The 21,978-nt window shown below is 33.9% G+C and carries 26 protein-coding genes; 21 read left to right on the top strand and 5 right to left on the bottom strand.

All coding sequences use genetic code 11. The annotated features are described in order from the left end of the window. The first annotated feature begins 49 nt into the window (after positions 1-49). The 6 genes from ABW637_RS03790 to dcm all read left to right on the top strand — a co-directional run bounded on the left by ABW637_RS03790 (position 50) and on the right by dcm (position 9,111). Entirely contained in the window at positions 50-2,785 is a 2,736-nt protein-coding gene (locus tag ABW637_RS03790; RefSeq protein WP_367583301.1) for a PD-(D/E)XK nuclease family protein, read from the top strand. A 5-nt stretch (positions 2,786-2,790) separates the two neighbouring features. Further along, positions 2,791-3,636, top strand: coding sequence for an alpha/beta hydrolase family protein (locus tag ABW637_RS03785; RefSeq protein WP_367584451.1), 846 nt, complete (start codon positions 2,791-2,793; stop codon positions 3,634-3,636). 57 nt (positions 3,637-3,693) lie between these two features. Then, on the top strand, positions 3,694-3,978 hold the full coding sequence (locus ABW637_RS03780) for a hypothetical protein (RefSeq protein WP_367583300.1): 285 nt from the start codon (positions 3,694-3,696) through the stop codon (positions 3,976-3,978). Between the two features lie 72 nt (positions 3,979-4,050). Next, positions 4,051-6,450, top strand: coding sequence for a TonB-dependent receptor (locus ABW637_RS03775; RefSeq protein ID WP_367583299.1), 2,400 nt, complete (start codon positions 4,051-4,053; stop codon positions 6,448-6,450). Positions 6,451-6,454: 4 nt separating this feature from the next. Then, positions 6,455-6,997 carry a type 1 periplasmic binding fold superfamily protein gene (locus ABW637_RS03770; protein WP_367583298.1) on the top strand — a complete coding sequence of 181 codons (543 nt, stop codon included), beginning with the start codon at positions 6,455-6,457 and terminating at the stop codon, positions 6,995-6,997. Between the two features lie 869 nt (positions 6,998-7,866). Next, positions 7,867-9,111, top strand: a complete 1,245-nt coding sequence (gene dcm, locus ABW637_RS03765; RefSeq protein WP_367583297.1) for a DNA (cytosine-5-)-methyltransferase — start codon at positions 7,867-7,869, stop codon at positions 9,109-9,111. Here the strand turns inward: dcm and ABW637_RS03760 are convergent. Further along, positions 9,087-9,848 (bottom strand): Eco47II family restriction endonuclease, encoded by a 762-nt coding sequence (locus ABW637_RS03760; protein ID WP_367583296.1) that lies wholly within the window; start codon positions 9,846-9,848, stop codon positions 9,087-9,089. The two genes, dcm and ABW637_RS03760, sit on opposite strands and share 25 nt — an antisense overlap. Positions 9,849-9,951: 103 nt before the next feature. Between ABW637_RS03760 and ABW637_RS03755 the strand changes: the two genes are divergently transcribed. Further along, positions 9,952-10,509 carry a hypothetical protein gene (locus tag ABW637_RS03755; protein WP_367583295.1) on the top strand — a complete coding sequence of 186 codons (558 nt, stop codon included), beginning with the start codon at positions 9,952-9,954 and terminating at the stop codon, positions 10,507-10,509. Here ABW637_RS03755 and ABW637_RS03750 read toward each other — a convergent pair. After that, on the bottom strand, positions 10,501-10,965 hold the full coding sequence (locus ABW637_RS03750) for a very short patch repair endonuclease (RefSeq protein WP_367583294.1): 465 nt from the start codon (positions 10,963-10,965) through the stop codon (positions 10,501-10,503). The genes ABW637_RS03755 and ABW637_RS03750 overlap by 9 nt on opposite strands. A gap of 70 nt (positions 10,966-11,035) precedes the next feature. After that, a complete protein-coding gene (locus ABW637_RS03745; RefSeq protein ID WP_367583293.1) occupies positions 11,036-11,764 on the bottom strand; it encodes a LexA family transcriptional regulator in 729 nt (242 codons plus the stop codon). A gap of 258 nt (positions 11,765-12,022) precedes the next feature. Here ABW637_RS03745 and ABW637_RS03740 point away from each other — a divergent pair, with 258 nt between their 5' ends. After that, positions 12,023-12,217 carry a hypothetical protein gene (locus ABW637_RS03740; RefSeq protein WP_367583292.1) on the top strand — a complete coding sequence of 65 codons (195 nt, stop codon included), beginning with the start codon at positions 12,023-12,025 and terminating at the stop codon, positions 12,215-12,217. 23 nt (positions 12,218-12,240) lie between these two features. Next, positions 12,241-12,435 (top strand): hypothetical protein, encoded by a 195-nt coding sequence (locus ABW637_RS03735; protein ID WP_367583291.1) that lies wholly within the window; start codon positions 12,241-12,243, stop codon positions 12,433-12,435. Between the two features lie 211 nt (positions 12,436-12,646). Here the strand turns inward: ABW637_RS03735 and ABW637_RS03730 are convergent, their stop codons facing one another. Both ABW637_RS03730 and ABW637_RS03725 read right to left on the bottom strand, forming a co-directional pair. Further along, positions 12,647-13,324, bottom strand: coding sequence for a hypothetical protein (locus ABW637_RS03730; RefSeq protein WP_367583290.1), 678 nt, complete (start codon positions 13,322-13,324; stop codon positions 12,647-12,649). 65 nt (positions 13,325-13,389) lie between these two features. Further along, positions 13,390-14,100: a hypothetical protein gene (locus ABW637_RS03725; protein ID WP_367583289.1), complete on the bottom strand. Its 711-nt coding sequence runs from the start codon at positions 14,098-14,100 to the stop codon at positions 13,390-13,392. Positions 14,101-14,307: 207 nt separating this feature from the next. Here ABW637_RS03725 and ABW637_RS03720 point away from each other — a divergent pair, with 207 nt between their 5' ends. The 12 genes from ABW637_RS03720 (at position 14,308) to ABW637_RS03665 (ending at position 21,818) form a co-directional block, all read left to right on the top strand. After that, complete coding sequence (locus ABW637_RS03720) at positions 14,308-14,796, top strand: hypothetical protein (RefSeq protein ID WP_367583288.1); 489 nt, start codon at positions 14,308-14,310, stop codon at positions 14,794-14,796. Positions 14,797-14,820: 24 nt separating this feature from the next. Beyond that, the gene (locus ABW637_RS03715; protein ID WP_367583287.1) at positions 14,821-15,120 is read left to right on the top strand and encodes a hypothetical protein; all 300 of its coding nucleotides are present in this window, start codon (positions 14,821-14,823) and stop codon (positions 15,118-15,120) included. Then, a complete protein-coding gene (locus tag ABW637_RS03710; protein WP_367583286.1) occupies positions 15,092-17,392 on the top strand; it encodes a transglutaminase-like domain-containing protein in 2,301 nt (766 codons plus the stop codon). The genes ABW637_RS03715 and ABW637_RS03710 overlap by 29 nt, the downstream gene beginning before the upstream one ends. A gap of 27 nt (positions 17,393-17,419) precedes the next feature. Beyond that, on the top strand, positions 17,420-18,067 hold the full coding sequence (locus tag ABW637_RS03705; RefSeq protein WP_367583285.1) for a hypothetical protein: 648 nt from the start codon (positions 17,420-17,422) through the stop codon (positions 18,065-18,067). Between the two features lie 75 nt (positions 18,068-18,142). Beyond that, the gene (locus ABW637_RS03700; RefSeq protein WP_367583284.1) at positions 18,143-18,538 is read left to right on the top strand and encodes a hypothetical protein; all 396 of its coding nucleotides are present in this window, start codon (positions 18,143-18,145) and stop codon (positions 18,536-18,538) included. Between the two features lie 6 nt (positions 18,539-18,544). Further along, complete coding sequence (locus tag ABW637_RS03695) at positions 18,545-18,898, top strand: hypothetical protein (RefSeq protein WP_367583283.1); 354 nt, start codon at positions 18,545-18,547, stop codon at positions 18,896-18,898. Then, entirely contained in the window at positions 18,891-19,247 is a 357-nt protein-coding gene (locus ABW637_RS03690; RefSeq protein ID WP_367583282.1) for a hypothetical protein, read from the top strand. The genes ABW637_RS03695 and ABW637_RS03690 overlap by 8 nt, the downstream gene beginning before the upstream one ends. After that, positions 19,237-19,566: a hypothetical protein gene (locus tag ABW637_RS03685; RefSeq protein WP_367583281.1), complete on the top strand. Its 330-nt coding sequence runs from the start codon at positions 19,237-19,239 to the stop codon at positions 19,564-19,566. Before ABW637_RS03690 ends, ABW637_RS03685 begins: the two co-directional genes overlap by 11 nt. A 1-nt stretch (position 19,567) precedes the next feature. Further along, complete coding sequence (locus ABW637_RS03680; protein WP_367583280.1) at positions 19,568-20,503, top strand: hypothetical protein; 936 nt, start codon at positions 19,568-19,570, stop codon at positions 20,501-20,503. Then, on the top strand, positions 20,490-20,744 hold the full coding sequence (locus tag ABW637_RS03675) for a hypothetical protein (protein ID WP_367583279.1): 255 nt from the start codon (positions 20,490-20,492) through the stop codon (positions 20,742-20,744). The genes ABW637_RS03680 and ABW637_RS03675 overlap by 14 nt, the downstream gene beginning before the upstream one ends. Positions 20,745-20,779: 35 nt before the next feature. Continuing rightward, the gene (locus ABW637_RS03670) at positions 20,780-21,190 is read left to right on the top strand and encodes a hypothetical protein (RefSeq protein ID WP_367583278.1); all 411 of its coding nucleotides are present in this window, start codon (positions 20,780-20,782) and stop codon (positions 21,188-21,190) included. Positions 21,191-21,332: 142 nt separating this feature from the next. Next, positions 21,333-21,818 carry a M15 family metallopeptidase gene (locus ABW637_RS03665; RefSeq protein WP_367583277.1) on the top strand — a complete coding sequence of 162 codons (486 nt, stop codon included), beginning with the start codon at positions 21,333-21,335 and terminating at the stop codon, positions 21,816-21,818. Positions 21,819-21,978: the final 160 nt, after the last annotated feature.

Raw genomic sequence — 21,978 nt, 5'->3', positions numbered from 1 at the left:
AGAAAGTAGAACAATCATTAAACATTAATGATTATTAGATTTTAAACGCTTGAAAAGTTTTCTAAAAGAAGTATTAATAGAGTTAGATGATAAGGCAGAAAATATTAGTGATCTAATTTTTCTGGTTCCTAGTAAAAGAGCGGGCCTTTTTCTTAAGAAAGAGCTTTTAGAGCTATATCCCAATCAAACGCTTTTTGCCCCAGTAATACTTAGTATAGAAGAATTTATCACTCAAATATCGGGATTACAACAAGTAGACAATGTTCAGACATTGTTCGAATTTTATGAAACCTACCTAAATACATATCCTCATCTAGAAAAAGAAGATTTCGAAACGTTTAGTAATTGGGCTCAAACTCTAATCTATGATTTTAATGAAATCGATAGATATTGTATAGATCATAAACCCTTTTTTGCATATCTATCGGGCATACAAGATTTAAATCATTGGTATTTACAAAAAGAGAAGACAGATCTCGTCAAAAATTATATTACATTTTGGGAAAGCTTACTAGAGTATTATACAAATTTTAAAAATAGACTTCTAAGCAAAAAAATAGGGTATCAGGGGCTGTTATACAGAAAAGCAGCAGAGGATATACAATCCTACATAAAAAGCGAAAAGCGAAAACATGTCTTAGTAGGGTTTAATGCCTTAAATAATGCCGAACAATTAATTTTTCAATCACTTTTAGAGGCTGGAATAGGTATTGCTTTTTGGGATTCAGATCAGTTTTTTATAGACAACCCTTATCATGAGGCTTCTCTGTTCTTAAGAACCTATAAAAATCAGTGGGAGTATTATAAAACAAAACCATTTCAATGGATTAAAGACAATTTTTCTAAGCAAAAAAACATAAAGCTTATTGGGGTTCCTAAAAATATCGGACAAGCAAAATTTATTGGTAAAATCCTAACATCTATTCCACAGAAAGAAATGCAGAAAACGGCTTTAGTGTTAGCAGATGAAACATTATTGCAACCCATACTTCATTCTTTACCCAATACAGTAGAATCGCTAAATATAACTATGGGACTTCCTCTAAAAGAAGTTCCTTTAGCATCCTTTTTCGAACAACTATTTAGCCTTCATAAAAATCCCAACCCTAAAGGATTATATTATAAATCAGTACTAGAGGTATTACATAGTCTTCCTGCGCATCGATTACTTGGTGTTACATCAACTACGTTAATTACTACAATATCTAGAGAAAACAGAGTCTTTTTAACGTTAGAAAAACTACAAGAACATGCGACAGAAAAAGAAAAAGAAGTACTTAGGTTAGTCTTTGAAGCTTGGAAAAATACAACTACGGCATTAAACAACTGTAGTAAGATAATACACCTGCTTAAGCAAAGTATTGACAAAGAGAAAAACGCATTAGAACTAGAGTATGTATATCATTTTCATGTGATTTTTAATAAACTTTTCACACTGCACAGTACTTATCAATATCTAAATAGTTTAGCAACCCTACATAGGTTGTATAAAGATATTTTAATGACCGAAACTTTAGATTTTTCTGGTCAGCCTTTTAGTGGATTACAACTCATGGGAATGTTGGAGTCCCGTTGTTTAGATTTTGAAACAGTTATTATATCATCTGTAAACGAAGGCGTTTTACCAGCTGGCAAAAGTATAAATTCTTTTATACCCTATGATTTAAAAAGAGCCTACAACCTACCCACTTATAAAGAAAAAGATGCTATCTATACGTATCATTTTTATCGTCTAATACAAAGAGCAAAAAATGTATATTTAATTTACAACACCGAAAATGAAGGAGTAGGCGGAGGAGAAAAAAGTAGATTTCTACTACAATTAGATATCGATAAGAGACCCAATCATATCTTAGAAAAATATACGGTTTCCTCAGAGGTACCACAATTAAAAAGTAAGCTCTTACACATTAAGAAAAATAAAGATGTTGTATCAAAACTAAAAGAACTAGGTGCTCACGGATTATCACCATCGGCTTTAACCACCTATATTAGGAATCCAATTGATTTCTATTACAAATATGTATTAGGAATCAAAGAAACGGATACGGTTGAAGAAACTATTGCCGCTAACACCTTAGGAACAGTAATCCATAATACCCTAGAAACATTCTATAAACCCTTAGAAAATACTTTTCTAACTATCGATGTACTTAAGAAAATGAGTACTCAGATAGATTCTGAAATTCGATATCAGTTCAAAAAAGAATATTCAACATTAGATATCACACAAGGCAAGAATCTTTTGATTTTTGAAGTTGCCAAACGTTATATTCAAAATTTTCTAAAATCTGAAGAAAAATTAGTGAGAAGTGGAGCTCAGCTAAAAATTTTAGCTATAGAAAGTAACCTTAAAACTCAAATACATATCCCTGAGCTTGATTTTCCCATACATATCAAAGGAAAAGTAGATCGCATAGATGAGCTAAATGGTCAATTAAGAGTCGTAGATTACAAAACAGGAAGAGTATCCCGTAGCGATGTCGTTATTATGGATTGGGATGTAATTACCCAAGATTATAAATACAGTAAAGTAATTCAAGTCTTGGCTTATGCCTATATGCAGTATAATGAAAACCCAAATTCAACATCTCTCCTTGCAGGTATAATTTCATTTAAAAACCTTAAAGAAGGGTTTCTTCAATTCGGAACAAAAGAGTCTGTTAGAGGTAAAGCTAAACATGAAATTACCCATGAAGTGTTTGAGCAATATATATTACAATTAAAACAATTAATCCTTGAAATTTATAGTATTCAAACTCCGTTTATAGAAAAAGAAGTATAATCATGATCACCATCAATAAAAATATAATCCTCAAAGGACGGCACCAAAAACCCATTCTAACAGATGTTTTTTATTCTAAAAATCAGAAACGAAAACCCATTGTAATTTTTTGTCATGGTTATAAAGGGTTTAAAGATTGGGGTGCCTGGGACCTGGTGGCAGAAGCCTTTGCTAATGCAGGGTTTTTCTTTATGAAATTTAATTTTTCGCATAACGGAGGAACCGCAGAGCGACCTATAGATTTTCCAGATCTTGAAGCTTTTGGGAACAATAATTTTATCAAAGAATTAGACGATCTCGAAACGGTTTTGGATTGGATTACTTCCAGTGATTTTCAATTTAAAGATCAAATTGACAGCAACAAAATCGTATTGATTGGTCATTCTCGTGGGGGTGGTATTGCAACCATTAAAGCTGCAGAAGACAGTAGAATAACCAAACTGATCACCTGGGCTGGGGTTTCAGATTACAAAAACCGATTCCCAATAGGAGAGGATTTCAAAACATGGAAAAAAGATGGCGTTTATTTCATTGAAAATGGAAGAACTAAGCAACAAATGCCACATTATTTCCAGTTTTATACTTCATTTATCGAAAATGAAGAACGGTTAACGATTTCTAAAGCAGTAAAACATGTCGATATCCCCCATTTGATCATTCATGGCACAGACGATCCAACAGTTAATCTAAAAGAAGCAGAAAATCTTCATCAGTGGAATCTCGAAAGTGAATTATTTTTAATAGAAGGTGCAAATCATGTATTTGGGGCAAAACATCCTTGGGAGGACATAAATTTATCCGAAGATCTTAATGCAATAACACAAAAATCTATCGAATTTGCAATACTTTAACACTAAAGAATAGGTCATAACATAATTTTTCTCCTTTTTTTTTGTTTATTTGTTATCATGAAGTCAAACAGACATATCATAGCTTCTATATTTCTTGCCATGTTTTGTATATTACAATTGGCAGATATACATATGCTGAGCCATGATTCTGGTGATGCAGATTGCCAGATATGTTTACTTTCTTCTGAGAAACAAGATGATGGATTTTTAGGTACAGAGATCGTAAAAACTCCCTGTATAATTTCAATTCCTGCAGATATTGTTCGAAGCAATTATGAACAAAACTATTTTGATTCTCAGATAAACTACTCACTTCAAAATAAAGCCCCTCCTACGGCTTAATTACAATTTGTTTTTTTATAACCAGTCCCTACACTAGTATTATTACATTATACTAGATTATTCTATTTTTCAATGAAAAGATTCGCTTTAATTACAGTGTATCTTTTAGGAGTAACTTTTTCATTAGCACAAGAGTGCAATAAGACACTTACCGGAAAGGTAATTGATTTTCATGATGGAGTCCCTCTAAAAGGCGCTAAAATTACATTCAACGATCAAATGATTGTTACAGATACAGAAGGTAACTATACCATTACTAATTTATGTGCAATATCATATGCATTTACAATCTCACACGAAGATTGTAATTCGCAGGTGGTTACTATTGATGTCTCTAAAGTAAATACACAAGATTTTTACTTAGAACATCATTATACGGATTTAGATCAGGTGGATGTGGCATCTTCTTCTCAACGTAAAACAACCAACAGTCAAACTGAAGAAAAACTGAATCGCAAACAATTAGAACTGTACAGTAGTTTATCTATTGGGGATGCATTAAAAGAAATTTCTGGGGTCAATACCCTAACATCTGGGAATACCATTGTTAAACCAGTGATCCAGGGATTACATAGTAGTAGGATCGTAATTTTAAATAACGGTGTTCGGCAAGAGGATCAGGAGTGGGGCGAAGAACATGCTCCAAATATAGATATTAACGCGTTTAATGAGCTTAGAGTCATTAAAGGTGCAGGCGCGCTTCAATATGGAGGAAATGCAATTGGTGGAGTAATTATTGCCGAAAACAAATTAACAAGCTTACGAGATACCATTTTTGGAAATACCCAATTGGCCGGTAGCACTAATGGCAGAGGAGGTAGTGCAAACACTGCTCTTAATATTGGGTTTAAAAATGGATGGGGAGCCAAAGTACAAGGAACGGTCAAATACTTTGGAGATAGTGAAGCACCTGATTATATACTAAGTAATACTGGCCATAGAGAACAAAGTTTCTCAACGACATATGGATATAACAACTTTTTATATGGCTTTGAAGGGTATTATAGTTTTTATAATGCTACTCAAGGTATATTGCGATCATCACACATTGGTAATGTTGGTGATTTAGTTAGAGCTATTAATAATGATCAGCCTTTAATTATTAATGATTTTACCTACGATATTAATGCTCCTAAACAAGAAACACAACATCATTTAGCAAAGCTGAAATTTTATAATCGTTTCAAAAACCTTGGAAAATTAAATCTTCAATATTCTTTTCAATATAACAACAGGAAAGAATTTGATATTAGAAGAGGGGATGATCGGGATAAACCAAGCCTGGATTTAGAACTGTTAACCCATGGTTTAGAAGGATCTTTTTTATTTGATGCCAACGATAGTTTTAAAAAGAACATTGGCTTTCAACTCGCATATCAAACTAACACACCAAATGCAGATACAGGAGTAAGACGATTAATCCCGGATTATAAAAAAACAAGTGCAGGAATTTTTGCTATTACAGAATTTGACATTAGTACTACTATTACTGCTGATGCAGGTATTCGATATGATTTTGTAAATATAGATGCTAAAAAATTCTATGAAAAAGAATTTTGGAATGATCGAGGGTATACTATAGAGTTCGCAGACCTTATCATTGCCGATGAAGGAGATCAATGGCTAACCAATCCTAATTTTGATTATAATGCACTATCAGCATCTGCAGGAATTAATTATACCTATGGTAACAAAAACTCGATTTTATTTAATGTATCATATGCCAATCGCGCTCCTAATCCGGTAGAATTATTTAGTGATGGTCTACACCACAGTGCAGCAATAATTGAATTAGGTGATCTTCGGTTTGATCAAGAAAGTGCGTTGAAATTTTCTTTAACCAGCGAGCATGAAAACATGTTTGACTTAGGAAACTTAAAAGTATCTCCTTACCTAAGTCTTATCGATAATTTTATATTACTAGAACCTACAGGAGTAGATTTTACGATACGGGGGTCTTTTCCGATTTGGGAGTACAGACAGACCAATGCAATACTTTATGGTATTGATATAGATTATGGTCTGGATATTACTAAAACATTAAAATTTAGCACTGGATTTTCTTATATCTATGGTCAGGATACCAATGCCAATGAAGCATTAATCAACATGCCTGCACCTAATTTTAGATCTCAACTTGTATACGATAAAGAAAATTGGAATATACGATTAACTAATACTTCTGTATTGAAACAAAATAGGTTTCCTGATAATGACTTTGAAACAAGTTTTATTCGAAATAATGTAGAAGTAACAGAGCAAGTACTTATTTCAGAGCCTCCGTCTGGATATAGCCTTTTTGACCTTTCTGGATCCTATGCATTTGAAATATGGAATCCCAAAGACCTTGTTGTAGGAGCAAGCATAACAAACCTACTTGACGTCTCATATAGAGATTATCTAAACCGACAGCGTTTTTACGCAGACAACATTGGAAGAAACTTTACACTTAATATAAATTTTAAATTTTAATGCAATGAAAAAAGGAATTCTTAAACTATTAAGCATCATTTTTGTCGTTTCTATGTTAACTTCATGTAGTGATGATGATGACAATCCTATAGTAATTAATGAAGAAGAAACCATCACAACCGTAAAATTAAGCGTTACTGAATCGGGTACTACTACAGTACAAGAGTACGAGTGGACCGAATCCAGTCAAGATGATGTAACCTTAAAAGCTAATACTTCTTATAATATCAAAATACAATTTTTAGATGAATCAAATCCGAATGATGTAGAAGATATAACAGAAGAAGTAATCGCCGAAAAAGATGAGCATTTCGTTTTTTATCAAACCACAGTAAGTGGATTGACATTTGATAATGCTTCAGATGACACCATAGATACTAATAATATAGCTATTAATATCTCGACAGATTGGTCGGCAGGTGATGCAGCCACCGGAGTTATAAAAACTTTTTTAATTCATGAACCTACTTCAAAAACCGGAAACACAAGAGATGATTTTGGAGGAGAAACCGATATCGAAGTAGATTTTAATGTAACAGTACAATAAGAAAACCTTACAATTGAAACATCATCGTTATTTTGTATTTATGTTGAGTTTAGATAACGTGTAGTTTATTTCAATTTTATTCCCCCGGGGAAATATTTTCTCGGGGGATATTAAAGGGATATTTTATTTCAATAATAAAGACGAGTTAATCATTATTTGGTATAAATTTTGATGAGTTTACAATAAAATAACACCTCTGTTGCCAATTTTGGCGTAAAAGCGCTGAGAATATGGTGTTAAAAAACCAAAAATTCCCCGAAAAATGAAGTGTAAATTGATTTTCAATGAGTTAAACACAGTGATTTTACTAGGGCGTTATGGGATTATTAAATATGAATTAACATCTAAAAAACACTAAAATATTAGAGAGATACCGCTTATATTCGCGACATACAATCTGATCGCAATAAACAATAAAATTGAAACAATCATAATTAGTATAAGTTGAGTTTGTGTTAAATACTACTACTAAGTTTCAATTAAGACCCCCGGGAGTAGTTACCCGGGGGTTGTTTTTTTAAAACTGATCGTCAATATCTTACAATCTCAAAAAGTGGTGTTTTTACCACTTCTGTATTCGGTATAGTATTCGTTACAACCGATAAAAAATCAACAAAAATGCTTGTTAAATAATACATCAAAACTAGTTTATTTTTATCTTTTTCTTTGAAAACTGATTTAATATTTCACTTTTTAATTAGTATTCTTAATTCATTAATTGTATTTCAAACAGATTTATTTTTTTAATTTTGTATCTAACTTATTTAATCTTATTTACTTATCCATTCCCTTTGAATTCTTTTTAAGTTAGAATTTGCTTCTTTCATTTTTATAAATATATTTGTAACCACTGCACAAGGTTGAACAATATGGTTATAGATAATTATTTTACATTGTCCGAAGCATCTGATTTAATAGGGAAAAGTAAGGAAACCCTAAGAAGATGGGATAAAGAGGGTAAGCTGAAAGCTGATAGAGAACCCGTAAGCGGTTATAGGATTTACAAGAAAGAAAGAATTCAAGAATTACTTAAAGGCTTCTTAGATAAAGATATTGATGAAGAAATTTCAAATCGCGTAGAACCTCAAAAAGACTACAGTGTTTTAGAATTATTTGCAGGAGCTGGAGGTTTGGCCATTGGTCTTGAAAAATCCGGCTTAAAATGTGTTGCCCTAAACGAAATAGATAAATGGGCTTGTCAAACATTACGTAAAAACAGACCTAATTGGAAAGTACTTGAAGGGGATATTAAATCTTTTGATTTTTCAGAGTATAATGGGAAAGTGGATGTTGTAACAGGGGGGTTCCCTTGTCAAGCATTTAGTTATGCAGGAAAAAAACTAGGGTTTAAAGATGCAAGAGGAACTTTATTTTACGAGTTCGCAAAAGCTGTAAAACAAGTTAACCCTCCTATTTGTATTGGAGAAAATGTTAGAGGATTATTGAGTCATGATAATGGCAAGACCTTAGAAGGAATGATTTCAATTTTGGATGAAATAGGTTATAGAGCAATGCCTGTACAAGTTCTTAAAGCTATTAACTACAAAGTACCCCAAAAAAGAGAAAGGTTAATATTAGTTGGTATAAGAAAAGATATTGGTATTGATTATGAATATCCAAAACCCTCTAAAAAAATATACAACCTAAAAGATGCCTTAAAGAAAGGAGAATTATTTAATACTAAAGTACCTAAGTCTGATGGGGCAAAATATCCCCAAAGAAAGAAAGAAATACTGGATTTAGTACCTCCAAAAGGATATTGGAGAGATTTACCAGTTGAAATTCAAAAGGAATATATGGGAGGTAGCTTCTATTTAGGAGGTGGCAAAACTGGAATGGCAAGAAGAATAGGGTGGGATGAACCCTCCTTAACACTTACATGTAGCCCAGCACAAAAGCAAACTGAACGTTGTCACCCGGAAGAAACACGTCCTTTTACAGTTAGGGAATATGCTAGAATTCAAACTTTTCCTGATAAATGGAAGTTCGAAGGCTCTATTGCACAACAATATAAACAAATAGGAAATGCCGTTCCTGTGAATTTAGGAAGAGAGATAGGTTACTCTATTATAAAATTCCTTAATCAATATTATAAATTCTCAAAACCTAAGTAGTAACTATAGTTTTCAAATGTGATTTGGTCTAAAATACTCCTTTCTGTTTCTTCGGTCTTTTGTTTTATTTCAGAGAGAGCAGATTTATTTGACGCAATATTTTCTTCATTTTCTTTAAGAAAATCCGAAATAGCTTTAGGTAAACACTTATAAAGTTCGAAAAGAGCATCATCTTCTCCCGTAAGAAGTGCATAAAATTGATCTCCAGAAACCTTATATACTCGACTATGACTATACTCTTTTCCGTTAATTTCTGAAAACCATTTTTCATTAAAGCTACTTTTTGCTAAAACTTGTACCCAATAGCATTTGGCTTCTTTATAATTATCTGCATATTTGGCCAGTTTTTGAAATAAGCTTTCCGCAGAACTACTATTCATTGTATTATGCTTATTTTTAATATCAGCAAACAACGTATCGTCTTCAGCCTTAATATCGAAACCACTTAAATTTCCTATTTCATAACCATCAATTCCTCCTAAAACTTCTTCATGAAACGTACCAATAGAATTATTAATTGATTTATCTATTTGTCTCATGATTTCAGTTTTTATAATAGTCTCTTCATCCGTTCCATTGAACTTAGAATCAAAAGTAAGTTTAATTGTGTCAATTTTATTTTTGTAAAACTTGGTTTTATTAATATTCTGCTTAGCCCTTACATAAGAGCTGTATAAATTAGAAATACATCTTATTAAATGTTCATCAGATACAAAGTTTACATATTTATTTGCCATGTTATTGTTGTTGGTTAATTATTGCTAAATTAAAATATTCTTATCTTTTAGAGGAATACTTAGTCAAATACTTAAATTCCAATGACAGATTAATTTCCGCACTATGAATTATAAACAATATGACAAAGACGGTAATGAGATAAACCATCAAGATCTACAGGCTAAAAAACAATGGTGCAAGGACGGAGAAGCTATAGAAGAAGTCTTTGTAAAAAAATTTGGACGTCAATTATCCCTTAAAATCAATCCTGATAAGGTTTCTAATCCTTATGCCCCTGACTTAATTCTTTCTGGTGGGGGGTTGGCAGATTTAAAAACCCAAAACACTCCTTTTTTTAAAGCCAGTACTAAATACAGTATTGATTCAACTTTTGCAGTAGTTTTCAACAGGAAAGATGCTATAAGATATTACCGAAAATATAGGGACATTGTCATATATTTTTGGATAGAATGGCATTCCATAAAATTTGTCATGGAAAATTATACTAAAGAAGTTAAATATATTAATGGTGTGTGGAGAATTGAGTTTAAAAACTTAATACCATTACTTAAAAAAGCACCTTTACATGAATATATACAAAGAAAAAATGATACTAAAGGTAATGCAAAGTCTAGCTTTGTTTTGGATATAAGAAGCCCAGAATTCGAAAGATTAATTTAAGTTTTGGATATATTCAACAACTTCAGAAACACATTTTTCTATATCTTTTTTGATTTCATGCTCCCAAAATCGAAAAACCTTAAATCCCATTTTTTTAAGTCTAAAATTGTTTTCTTTATCCCTTTGCATATTTCTTTCAATTTTAGGTATCCAGAAATTTCTATTAGACTTTATTTTCTTTTTTTTCTCTTCCCAATTATGACCATGCCAGAACTCACCATCAATAAACACTACAAACTTTTTTGATTTATTTGAAATATCTGGTTTTCCCGGCAACCCTTTATAATCTATTCTAAATCTTACTCCCTGTCTAAAAAGCTCCTTCCTAAGTGACAACTCGGGTTTTGTGTTTTTACTTTTAATTTTTGACATATGGGCACTTCTCTGCGCAGTAGTATAAAATCCTTCGGATTCTTTAAAACGCGGTACTTTGATTTTATCTTCATTACTTTCCATAAACCATGGATTTGATAACTAAATCTATAAAATATATACTTCTTATGGCCTCTCTTTTATACAAAACACACTACCTCCTATTCCTATGCCTCCTAACATCAACCACATTAAAAATCTTAGCCACATCTTTTAAGTGTACTTCAAAATCCTCATAATAATCATTTAAAGAGTGGAGGGTAAGTTTTCCTTTCTCTACATCATGATTTACAATTCTCTTTAAAAGAATGCCTTCAGTTTTGTGAACAATCACAAAATCCCATTTGTCAATATGTAATTTACTACTCCAAAAGTCTTGTCGTACCTCACGGCAAAGAATAAGATCACTTTCAAGGTAGCTTTCATAACTCGCATTATCCATGGAGTCACCTTTTACCTCAAAGAATAAATAGTTGCCCTTATATTCTCTATCGGCCAAATACGGCATTTTGGGTAACTCACCTATATAAATATCATCCTCAAATCCATTTAAATACCCTGCATAGGCATATTGATTCACCAAAGGAATCATCATTACATTAGCATTTATAGGGTTGATGGGTGTAGCATCACTTTTGGATTCGATATTCTGGATCATTTGAGCAGCATCATTGTCAAGTTCAATATTTTGAACTAATGCTAATAATTCCAAAGGAGGCACTTCCAAAACGTTTGATATATTTAAGAATGCCTCTAGCGTTATAGGGGTTTTGCCTTTCATGTAATTGAAAAGAGTTCCCTTCTTAATTCCTGTTTCTTCTATTAAATCCTTGATTAGCTTACCTTTTTGATCGGCTATCTCTTTGATTTTCTGTAAGTCCATTCTATAAAAGTTAAAATTTCGAACTCAACTATTTAAAGTTCAAAATATTGTGTTTTTAGATTCGAGTTATCATCAAAATTATTTTAAAAGTTCAATATTTTAAACTATTTTTGCAATCAAATCTGATCAAAGATACAAAAAAATGAACTTAAAAAGATTTTAAAGCCTTTTAAATTCAATAAAATTGCATTTCTATACCCCGTTTGCTAGAAATGTTGAAAATTTTGAACTAAACAACCAAAAAAGCAAAATCAACTATTGGTAGCCGAAGCAATATTTCCCATTGTAGAATCTCTGTCTAAAGACGAGCAATTAAAACTTTTTCAAAAGCTTGAAAAGGATTTAAAATCTATGGAGATTCGTAGAGCACCAAAAAAAATGACGGCAAAACAACAACGCAAAGCCGAGCGTATAAAATGGCTAAAACAAAATATCTTTTATCCACCTAAATAGTAATCCTTTAATACAAGAAGCCAATGAAGTACAAATCAACATCCAAAAAGACACTTGCCCAAGCCTACAGCGTAACAGACAAAACTTTTGCAAACTGGATCAAACCTTTTGAAAAACAAATAGGAGAATATCGCTCACGATGCTACACCCCAAAACAAATAGAAACTATCACCTCTCTGTTAGGAATGCCAGAACATTCTAATTTAATCTGCTCATAAAAGCTTATATCTCCTTCTTACTTTTCTAAAAATCCTTTAAAAAATCAAAAACCGATAGCTGTGCTATCGGTTTTTTTATACCCCATCGTTTCTTTTTATGTCTAATGATGCTCAAAACTCTACTGGTTTGATACTACATCAACCTCTATATAGATTAAATGTTGACTAAAATAGGCTTTGAACAAACAAAGTTAGGTCAATAATCATGCAATCATTCCTTTTCAAATATAATTTTGGATTTATTGAGCTCAAACATCTCATCAAGGATTTCCTTTTCTGTAATAGAAGTTACTTCTTGAATTGTTTTAAAGATGGGGTAAAATTCTGTTTCGTTCCTAATACTAATAGATTTAGACTCATTTACATAAAGATTCCAAAATCCATCAGTATAGTTTTCATATAATTTGTCATTTAGTTTATACTTAGGGTTGAAATAATATTTCCCTCTGAATATTTGAAAAAAAGAATCTGAATCGGTTGGTTGATAATTAATAGTTATAGATTCACACATTTCATTCAGAATCTCTCTCTTATCATCTGAATTTCTTTTGAATTCAATAAGTTTATCTTTTTCATTAGCAAACTTAACTTTAGTAATGGTGTCGGAATTTTCAAATTCGGTATATGTATATCCTTCATTTAGCATAACCATTATTTTCATCCATCCAAGTTCACCAGTAGCATGATAAATCATTATATATCGATCTTCTTGCACATACGCAGAAAACGATTTTCCCATTTCTTTTTCCAAATAGCTTACAGGAATATTTTTGTTAAGAGGTTCATATTCTATTTTATATTGTAATTCCCCTTCAAAATACTCTTGTCCAAAAATATTGGAGATAAATAGAAGGACTAGGGCAGTTTGAAATTTTAAAATTTTATGCATATTAATTTAGATAATTATTCATTCTATTTAAGGGTTGTAATGTTTATTTTAACTCCTACCGTACTTTACTTATTTTCTTTTAGCCTTCGTTTAGTTATAGTAAGATAAATTTTTGCCAAATTTGTCAAAGGGTTTTGATTTTGGTTCTGATCTATTATTTCTTCATAAAGTGGAATTGCAGATTTATAATCCTCTTCTAACTCATGAGCCATAGCTAAAAAAAACATCGCATGGATATGTATTGGATTTTTTTCAAGACAGGAGACTAAATCTGATTTCGCCTTGCTAACATTTCCAAGCCCAAGCTCATAAGCCCCTCTTTGAAATAATAAGTTAGTTTTCCAGTAACTTTTTTCGATTAAATTTGTAAGAGAATCAACTTTTTGTTCAGTAATACCTTTTCCAAGATTGATTAACATAATCTCGCGAGCTTTAGAAAAATAAGTATAATAAGCATCACAGTTATTAATCATTGGTTCTAGAATTTTATTAAACATCCTTTTTCCAAGTTCATAACCAAGTTTATTAACATGCTCATATGTGTATTCAGATGAAGTAGAATCAACGTCCTTATATAATAATAATTCTAATTCAGGTTTATACTTTTTCATTGAAAGATCGTGACAAATATCGAAAAATTTTATATCGAAGTTTTTTCTATTAAGATCTTCATTTTCTTCAAAACAATTGCATATATCTACTGAAATCTTATCGAAAAGTTCTTGTCCAGTACTAAAATTATAAACAAGAAAAATAAAATATAAAAATCTTTTCATGTACTTTAAATTACTAACCATAATTATTCTTCGCTCCAAATGTATTTAAAACTGACAAAAGTATTATAAAACCAGACAATTATCTTTCAAACCATTCTAAATAGCTTAAACCTCTCCTTTATATTACAACAATCTCCTTCCCCTTTTAATCCTCCCTAATACTCCCTAACCCGAAAGCACCCTCTCTCATAGGCGCATCTTTGCCCTATGAAAAATACACGACTACTTATCTCTATATTGATTCTTGCTCCTCTAGGTGTAACAGGGTGGCATATTTATAAAAAGATACGCCATGCTAAACGCCTAACTATCGGAGTAGAAAAATTTAAGCTTTTAAACCTATCTCTAGCCCCTGCAAGTAATATTGTTCTGTCACTTGATAACTTCAGTCCATCCACCTTTACCATCTCCCAAATCAAAGTGGATGCTTATACCGAGGACGGACAACTACTGGCAGAACAAGCAGCACCGCTAGCACAGCCCCTGGCCTTGCAACCTAACCAAAATAGTATCCTGCCTTTGTCCTATACTATTACTCCACAAGTGGTCATCTCTGCTTTACAAAGCATTGGCGGGCTGTCTAGTGTCGCTGCTAATTTTTTAACCACCGGAAAATACGGGCTTCCTATAGTCCTAAGAGGCTTTGTCGAAGCCGAATCTATACAAATACCTATTGAAAAAACCTTAATTATTTAACCTATGAATACACTGTATAACATTATGATTCCCATTCTTTTTAGTGGCCTTATTGGTATCCTCGGATACTTTTTAAAGACCATCCATGCCGAAGTAAAACAACTGATTAAAGAACTCACAGAGTACACTAACGAACTACGTGCCTTGATTCGTGGAATACAAGTGCAGATCGATAAAGGTATCGAAGCCGATATCCGTGAGATCAAAAGCGACATCAAGCACCTGTATCGCAAATCGAACGCTAACGCGGAAGACCTTGTAAAGTATGCCGCTGATAAACCGAAAGAAAACAACTATGATGCAACAACTCAAAAACACTCTTGAAGATATTATAACTCCCGAAGATTACAAAGGGTTTAGAAAAACTATCAAGGACAACGCAAACCTAAACGATACCCTTGAAACTATGCAAAGAATTGCATTTCGGGATTTTACGCAGGTGGAAGCCTTAGCGGTAAAGCTGGAAGGAGCTTCGGTAGCAGAAACTTCTGAAAACATCTGGAACTATCTACGGGAGAATACCCGATACAAATTAGATCAAGAAGGTATTGAAGAATTACGCACCCCTGCCCGAAGCCTGGTTGATGGCCAAAAAGGAATTACCAATCCTAGTTTCGGAATTGACTGTGATGATTACACTATACTCATCAGTGCGTTGCTTTTAAACCTAGGAATTACTCATGATTATAGAGTTGTCGCATATAAGGAGCCAGGTAAATTCCAGCATATCTATCCGGTAGCCTTTGATGAAAGCGGAAAAGCTTTTGTAATCGATGTCGTACCCGAAATCCCACATTTTAATTATGAAGAACAACCCATTATAGACTTAAAAACAATTTCTATGGAATTACATGAACTCTCGGGGGTCGACCCCGATGTTATGGAGGAAAGCGAATTTCCCGTAACCGAGGAAGAAATCCAACAAGATTTCTTTGAAGAAATGAATGATCCCTTCCCGTTAGAAGGTATCGAAGATGATTATGAAGACCTGCTTTTGGAAAGCAATTTCCTTTCCGGTTTTGAAGAAGTCCACGTTGAAGAAGAAGCTGACATTGTGCTACAAGGAGCTTCAGACACCGTTGCACTTTTAGAACGTGGCATCCTTGCAGAAGTCAACAAGGCGCGACAAGCTCTACTTGATGAACGACAACAACCTACTGTATTAAGCCAACTCGTGAATGTGACTAAAGAATTGCAGCTTGTAGATGATGTCATGCAATCCTGGGAAGATTCAGAAGATCGAAATACAGCACTCCTATCTGCTATTCGGTCTGGTAGCCAATATGCCAACTTCTTTCGTGCCATCAAAGAAAGTCTTGATCGATTGGATAATGAATCCTTAAGTGGTTTTGATGATGAACTAGATCAACCTTTGTATCTGGCCAGAGTACCCAATAACGAAGATTTACTATTGGATGTTTTGGAAGATGAAGACGATGAAGATTTGGAAGGTTTGGGTAATATGGATTATGATGACTTTGACGACTTCGATGATATGGATATCGAACCTAACCTGAGTGGTTTCTTTAAAAAGGTATTCCGTAAGATTGGAAAAGGCATCAAAAAAGTGGTCAAGGCTGTAGTGCGTTTCAATCCTGCTACCCTTGTCATGCGAGGAGCAATCATTTTAGTACTTAAACTTAACTTATTTAAATTTTCCCAAAAACTAATCTATGGTTACTTGACCGAGGCCCAAGCTAAGCAACAAGGCTTAGACCTTAATGAATGGCGTAAGCTGGTAGACAAAAAGAACAAAGCCGAACGTTTCTTTAAAAAGATCGGAGGCCGTGGGAGCAAATTCAGAAAAGCGATTGTACGTGGTAAAGCAGCCAAGAAAACAGGTTTGCGCCTAAATGGGCTTGGAGCCGTTGCTACAGGTAGTACAGCAGCAGCAAGTGGGTTTATTGTCTTTGTCAAAAAGCTATTGAAAAACATTAACCCTGCTAAACTTTTTAAAAAAGTAAAAGATAAAATCTTGGCCAAACGCAAGCCTGCCAGACCTGTTTCTGTGCCTGCCACAGTGAGAAGGCCTTCTTTTCCTTCTAGACAACCATCACCTAAGCCCGCAAGGTTTACTCCATCCAGAAGAGATTTTGTTCCTACATCACAAACAGCAAGTACTACTACCCTTAGCTCTAAAGAAGGGTTTATAAATAAGGTAAAGCACTTTCTAGGTACTCATAAAAAGAAGGTGGTCTTTTTCGGAATCGGGTTATCTGTAATTGCAGTGATCTTTTATAACAAGCGAAAAAAGAAGAAAAAACGATCATTGGCAGGAATCAAAGCTGCCAAAACCAGAGCACGAAACCGTAGAAAATTAGCAAGTTCTTCTGCTACAAAAAGAAGACGTACTACGCCTGTAAGGAGAAAAACCACTGTGACAAGGAAACGTAGTACAACTCCAAGATTAACTGCTAAAACACCTGTACGTCGCGTTCGCAAAGTAGCTGCAAAAGCTGTAAGTGGAACACGAGGGCGAAAAAAGTCAAATGCTTCACGGTTAAGAGCCATGCACACCAAAGCCAAACAATTACAAAAAACACATCCTAAAACCAAATACAGTACCCTTTTAAAACGGGCTGCCAAACAGATATAACAACACTAATTTTTAAACCTGAATACAATGAACGATTTAACAAACGATGAAATTATTTTAGCCGGACTTGGAGAAGTTGGACGAGGGCGAAACGGAAGATTAAGCCGTGTACGTCATGCTGTAAAAAATGAGATCGGGGCTTCCCGATTTAGAAGGCATTTTCTAGACCGCGTACACAAACTACCTCGTCAGCTACAACAGGATTTGATCCGTGGAAAAGCACAAATATCTGATGCGCCTTACTATGCAACCAATGAACTGAAAGGAACACGCTCTGAACTAATTAAACTTTCTACTTCAGAAAAATTAGGAATGACCAATATTGATAACGGAAAGCTCAACAAAGATCGATACCTGACCTTGTCTGGTATTCGATTACTTTTTGATAAAGATAGTATCGAAGGGTGTTTTACTGATCCTTTTCCGGCTGATCTCTTAAATGGAGAATGGGAACTAGAACTAAACGGACAAAAGGTATTTGAAAAGCAACCAATTCGTAAATTCTTTGATGGTTTTTATGGATATAACACCATCAAACCTTTTGGGTTGTATATGCTGAATAACCCTAAGATTATTAACCCACAAACACCGATTGAATTTAATGTCAATCTTCCTAATGAAGTTAAAGGCTTTTTAAAAGTCTTCCTTGAAGGAACATCGGTATATAACTTCTAACCATTTCTTAACCTCAAAGTTACTGTCTCAAGTTTTCCCCAAGACAGGAGACAGTAGCTTTTAAAATTTCACTCTATGAAAGATTACAACAACCTATTAAAAGCAGAGCTAATAGAACTTCTACAAAAAAGGGATACAGAAATTGTTACACTCGAAAACCAAAAGTTAGCATTAGAACAAGATAAAAACACCTATGCTACCAAGATTCAGAACTTAGAAAAGGAGCTTCAACAATGCCAGGATACTACAGGTGATATCAATACGGCAGATCAATTAATTGAGGCCGTATTGTGTTTGCCTGAAGATGAAGTACATGCATTACCCGCTTTATTAAGAACTACCAATAAAGGTATAGAAGCCTTCACTGCTTTTACTTATGGATCATTATCATGTATTTCGGATGGACCAGATACAGGAAATCCGGACAACCCATTCCCTTGTGAAGGCCAAATTCCAACGATATTAAGCTAACATCTTATGAAATCAAAAATCCAATTAATAGAAGTGATCGTCCCTGAAGCCGGAAGTCAGCTTCGTATATCCGAAGATTTGGATATAGGATACAAACATCTTAAAGGTCTCGCTATTTTGAGCAGTATTGGTACAGGTCATGTACTTCGTTCTTTTACGCTTTCTGGTGCCGAATTATTTCCTAAAAACTTTGAAGTGGAGTTTTTGCAAAGCAGTGCACATGTAGCTCCTAAAGAACGCTTTTTTCCTCTTATGGAAATTGCTGATGGTAAAAAGATAGAACTGGAATATACAGACAGCGGCAAAGCTGAATCCTACCCTTATACTTTCAAACTCTATATGCTACTTGCCAATGAATAACAGCAAATTAAAAATAACTCGAATTGTAGGGGAAGTTCTTGGGCCTTTAGAGCGTAAAACCTTCAGGTATGTTTTAGGTAATAACAGTAAACAAATGGCCGGGATATTGTCCACCAATAACACTGTATTATCCATAAGTTTTTGTAATGGATCAGATGTCGAGATCAATAGCCTTGAAACCCTTAGAACAGATCCGATACAGCTACCACCATTTAAACGAATACTGAAATGGGAACAAGATCTAACCGAATGTAGAGTACTCACTGGAAGCATTGAGAATGCACTATCCAAATCACAAACCGTAAGCCTATACCTAATCACTTTTAATACCCAAAACGATGAAAAGTAACGACACCCTACTAAATAGAATAATTGAAGCAGACGAAAAACAGAATCATAGACTTCCCAAACTGATCACCGATGAGCGAATATCAAACCCTACCTCTATCAAAGTAGGTATTAATGAAGTGGTGTATTTACATTATTTCCGATCCAATTATTACAACTTTTCTGTGGAAATTACCACACTTACTGAAGCCTTGAAACTGGATCGTAAAAACACCCAATACAATGCCAGTAATACAATACTTCGAGCAGTATCGGATATCAAGTTCAACACGAATACTAAACACGATTTCTATGTTCAACTTTTAAGAATTCAGTACTAATATGAAGAAAGTGAAAAACTACATCCCCCCAGAACTGGCTAAAAAGAAAATTGCCCGTTACAAGTACTGGAATATCAAAGATGAAAGCGGAATAAGCATTACTTCTTCAGAAGATAGCGAAGACGGACGAAGTTTTGCAGAAATTCTAGATCGGATCATTAGTGATAATGTAGATGCTGAAGTTCAGGTAAAGTTTGGAGTAAACGAACAATCTTCAAGACAGAACGCTCCTATTTTTATCAGAATCAATGAAACTATAGAGTGGGTAGAACCTGAAGATGATGAATCCATAAAGATCAATGGCATACCTCATAAAGTGGATAAAAATGGCAACGTGAATATTAATCTAAGTACCCCTGCACCTGAGGCGCAAATTTTAGAACCGCAGACCGATGTGATCCGTCAGGAAATGGAAATGCAATTGGAAGGGTTACGTAAAGAGAGTGAACTTAAAGAACAACGCTTTCAGGCTGAGCTACACAACCAACTGGCAGAACAGACCTTGAAATTTAAGGAAATGATGCTTGCTGATCGGGAAGCAAGGATTACAGAACGTGAACAAAATTTAGCACAACAAGAAGCCGTACTCGAAGAAAAAAGTACCGAAATGAGTGATGAATTAAAGGGATATGTAAAACTAATTCCTTCTACTCTGGGAACTGTGGTCTCCGAGTGGATCAAAAGTAATCCTTTTGCAAAAACCAGTACTGGATTAGGAGCCACAGATACACCCAAAAAAGAACCCAAATCACGTAACAAAGTACAGTTTTCTATCACGCCTGAGCCTGAAAATGAAATTGCAGATGACTTTACTGAAGACATAGCAGGTATGAAAGAGCACTTAGAATCAGATGATCTTGATATTGAAAATCAAGATGAGCAAGCTATTGAAGAAAATGACAAACCCTTAGAAAATGACACCTATGAAAACATTTAATATCAACCTAAATATAGAAGCAACAGACCAGCATGAACTGGAAGCCAAACTTCAAGCTTTTCAGGATTTACAAGATCATTTAGATCACGAAGATTTTATAGCAGCTACCGAGATCATCGTAGAACACCCTGAGATTGTAGAATTCATAAAAGAAGTCATCCCTGAGGACGGAGAAGAACTAGGCATGACTGATTATATCGGAATTGCCAGAAAAGCATTTCAACGCTTTGCAGCTGCATAAAGTATCTCGTGGTATTTAGCATAAAAAACGAAACAATGAACCCATTAGTAATAGCACAGGCAGCAAATGCCACAAAATCATTTTTAATCAACCGGAAAGTCCAGATTGCCATACTGATTATCATTCTGTACTTCATCTTTAAAAAAAAGATTAAGCGGCTAATCCATACTATCCGTCAGCGCAAATTCGACAAAAATGAAGCACGAGATGTAAATCAACTCGCACAACAATATCGTTCTGCATCTAACCCTTCCGGTATTTCCTGGATGATTAATATGGATGGAACCAATGAAGAAGAGATTGAACGCTTGGGATACCAAACCAAAGGACAATTACAACCCATTGCGGATGCCTATCGCCTAAAATTTGATGAGTCATTAAGCGATAGGCTACGCAAAGAACTAAGCCCAGAAGACTTTCAAGATTGGAGAAACATTGTTGATTAGGGAGTCAATGACTCCCTTTATTTAGGATTATATGACTATTAAATACACCTCTAATAAAAATGCTAACATCATATTACTGATCATGTTTGTCTTGCTTATTGTGATCGCCTATAAAAAACGGAAAAACCTAAAATCCCTAACAATGGATACTATACATTTTATAAAAGAAAAAACTTGGGATATCATATCCGATCGAAGAATCAACACCCTGCACCCTCTTATCAGGTCAAAGGCAAAAGAATTTATCATTCGAGCCGAGAAGGAATTAGGGATAAAACTACGGGTAACATCTGCCCTTAGAACTTGGCAAGAACAAACCCGATTATATAATCAAGGAAGATCTGTTCCAGGTAGTAAGGTGACCAACGCGAAAGCTGGTGAAAGTTATCATAATTATGGATTAGCTTTTGACGTAGTAGAAATCAAAAACGGTAAAGCCATCTGGAATAATCCAAACTGGGAAAAGATAGGAGTACTTGGAAAATCATTAGGTTTTGAATGGGGTGGAGATTGGGTAAGCTTAGTAGATAAACCTCATTTTCAAATGAGATTTAGGAAACATCATACTGAACTCGCCCAATTATATCATTCAGGACAAAGAAATGGAGTGTATATACTATTAACCTAAATAAGCTTTAAGATGAAATTAAAAAATATTAGAAAATTTTTCCCAGTAACGAAAAATGAAACTGGGATTTTCTAACATTGCATAAGAAAACTAAAAAACCATAAGGAAACTATGAGGAAAACCGTAACATTTGAAAAAAAACATCACTTTTTTGTGTTGT

This window comes from Aquimarina penaris, from assembly GCF_040786285.1.
Lineage (GTDB): Bacteria > Bacteroidota > Bacteroidia > Flavobacteriales > Flavobacteriaceae > Aquimarina.
The sequence above is the reverse complement of the archived record's forward strand: the minus strand, read 5'-3'. Positions and strand labels throughout refer to the sequence as shown.

Bases quoted from the DNA above. Each gene is read 5' to 3' on its own strand.
- ABW637_RS03780 (WP_367583300.1), top strand. From the start codon at position 3,694: ATGAAGTCAAACAGACATATCATAGCTTCTATATTTCTTGCCATGTTT.
- ABW637_RS03775 (WP_367583299.1), top strand. From the start codon at position 4,051: ATGAAAAGATTCGCTTTAATTACAGTGTATCTTTTAGGAGTAACTTTT.
- ABW637_RS03770 (WP_367583298.1), top strand. From the start codon at position 6,455: ATGAAAAAAGGAATTCTTAAACTATTAAGCATCATTTTTGTCGTTTCT.
- dcm (WP_367583297.1), top strand. From the start codon at position 7,867: ATGGTTATAGATAATTATTTTACATTGTCCGAAGCATCTGATTTAATA.
- ABW637_RS03760 (WP_367583296.1), bottom strand. From the start codon at position 9,848: ATGGCAAATAAATATGTAAACTTTGTATCTGATGAACATTTAATAAGA.
- ABW637_RS03755 (WP_367583295.1), top strand. From the start codon at position 9,952: ATGAATTATAAACAATATGACAAAGACGGTAATGAGATAAACCATCAA.
- ABW637_RS03750 (WP_367583294.1), bottom strand. From the start codon at position 10,965: ATGGAAAGTAATGAAGATAAAATCAAAGTACCGCGTTTTAAAGAATCC.
- ABW637_RS03745 (WP_367583293.1), bottom strand. From the start codon at position 11,764: ATGGACTTACAGAAAATCAAAGAGATAGCCGATCAAAAAGGTAAGCTA.
- ABW637_RS03735 (WP_367583291.1), top strand. From the start codon at position 12,241: ATGAAGTACAAATCAACATCCAAAAAGACACTTGCCCAAGCCTACAGC.
- ABW637_RS03730 (WP_367583290.1), bottom strand. From the start codon at position 13,324: ATGCATAAAATTTTAAAATTTCAAACTGCCCTAGTCCTTCTATTTATC.
- ABW637_RS03725 (WP_367583289.1), bottom strand. From the start codon at position 14,100: ATGAAAAGATTTTTATATTTTATTTTTCTTGTTTATAATTTTAGTACT.
- ABW637_RS03720 (WP_367583288.1), top strand. From the start codon at position 14,308: ATGAAAAATACACGACTACTTATCTCTATATTGATTCTTGCTCCTCTA.
- ABW637_RS03715 (WP_367583287.1), top strand. From the start codon at position 14,821: ATGATTCCCATTCTTTTTAGTGGCCTTATTGGTATCCTCGGATACTTT.
- ABW637_RS03710 (WP_367583286.1), top strand. From the start codon at position 15,092: ATGATGCAACAACTCAAAAACACTCTTGAAGATATTATAACTCCCGAA.
- ABW637_RS03705 (WP_367583285.1), top strand. From the start codon at position 17,420: ATGAACGATTTAACAAACGATGAAATTATTTTAGCCGGACTTGGAGAA.
- ABW637_RS03700 (WP_367583284.1), top strand. From the start codon at position 18,143: ATGAAAGATTACAACAACCTATTAAAAGCAGAGCTAATAGAACTTCTA.
- ABW637_RS03695 (WP_367583283.1), top strand. From the start codon at position 18,545: ATGAAATCAAAAATCCAATTAATAGAAGTGATCGTCCCTGAAGCCGGA.
- ABW637_RS03690 (WP_367583282.1), top strand. From the start codon at position 18,891: ATGAATAACAGCAAATTAAAAATAACTCGAATTGTAGGGGAAGTTCTT.
- ABW637_RS03685 (WP_367583281.1), top strand. From the start codon at position 19,237: ATGAAAAGTAACGACACCCTACTAAATAGAATAATTGAAGCAGACGAA.
- ABW637_RS03680 (WP_367583280.1), top strand. From the start codon at position 19,568: ATGAAGAAAGTGAAAAACTACATCCCCCCAGAACTGGCTAAAAAGAAA.
- ABW637_RS03675 (WP_367583279.1), top strand. From the start codon at position 20,490: ATGAAAACATTTAATATCAACCTAAATATAGAAGCAACAGACCAGCAT.
- ABW637_RS03670 (WP_367583278.1), top strand. From the start codon at position 20,780: ATGAACCCATTAGTAATAGCACAGGCAGCAAATGCCACAAAATCATTT.
- ABW637_RS03665 (WP_367583277.1), top strand. From the start codon at position 21,333: ATGGATACTATACATTTTATAAAAGAAAAAACTTGGGATATCATATCC.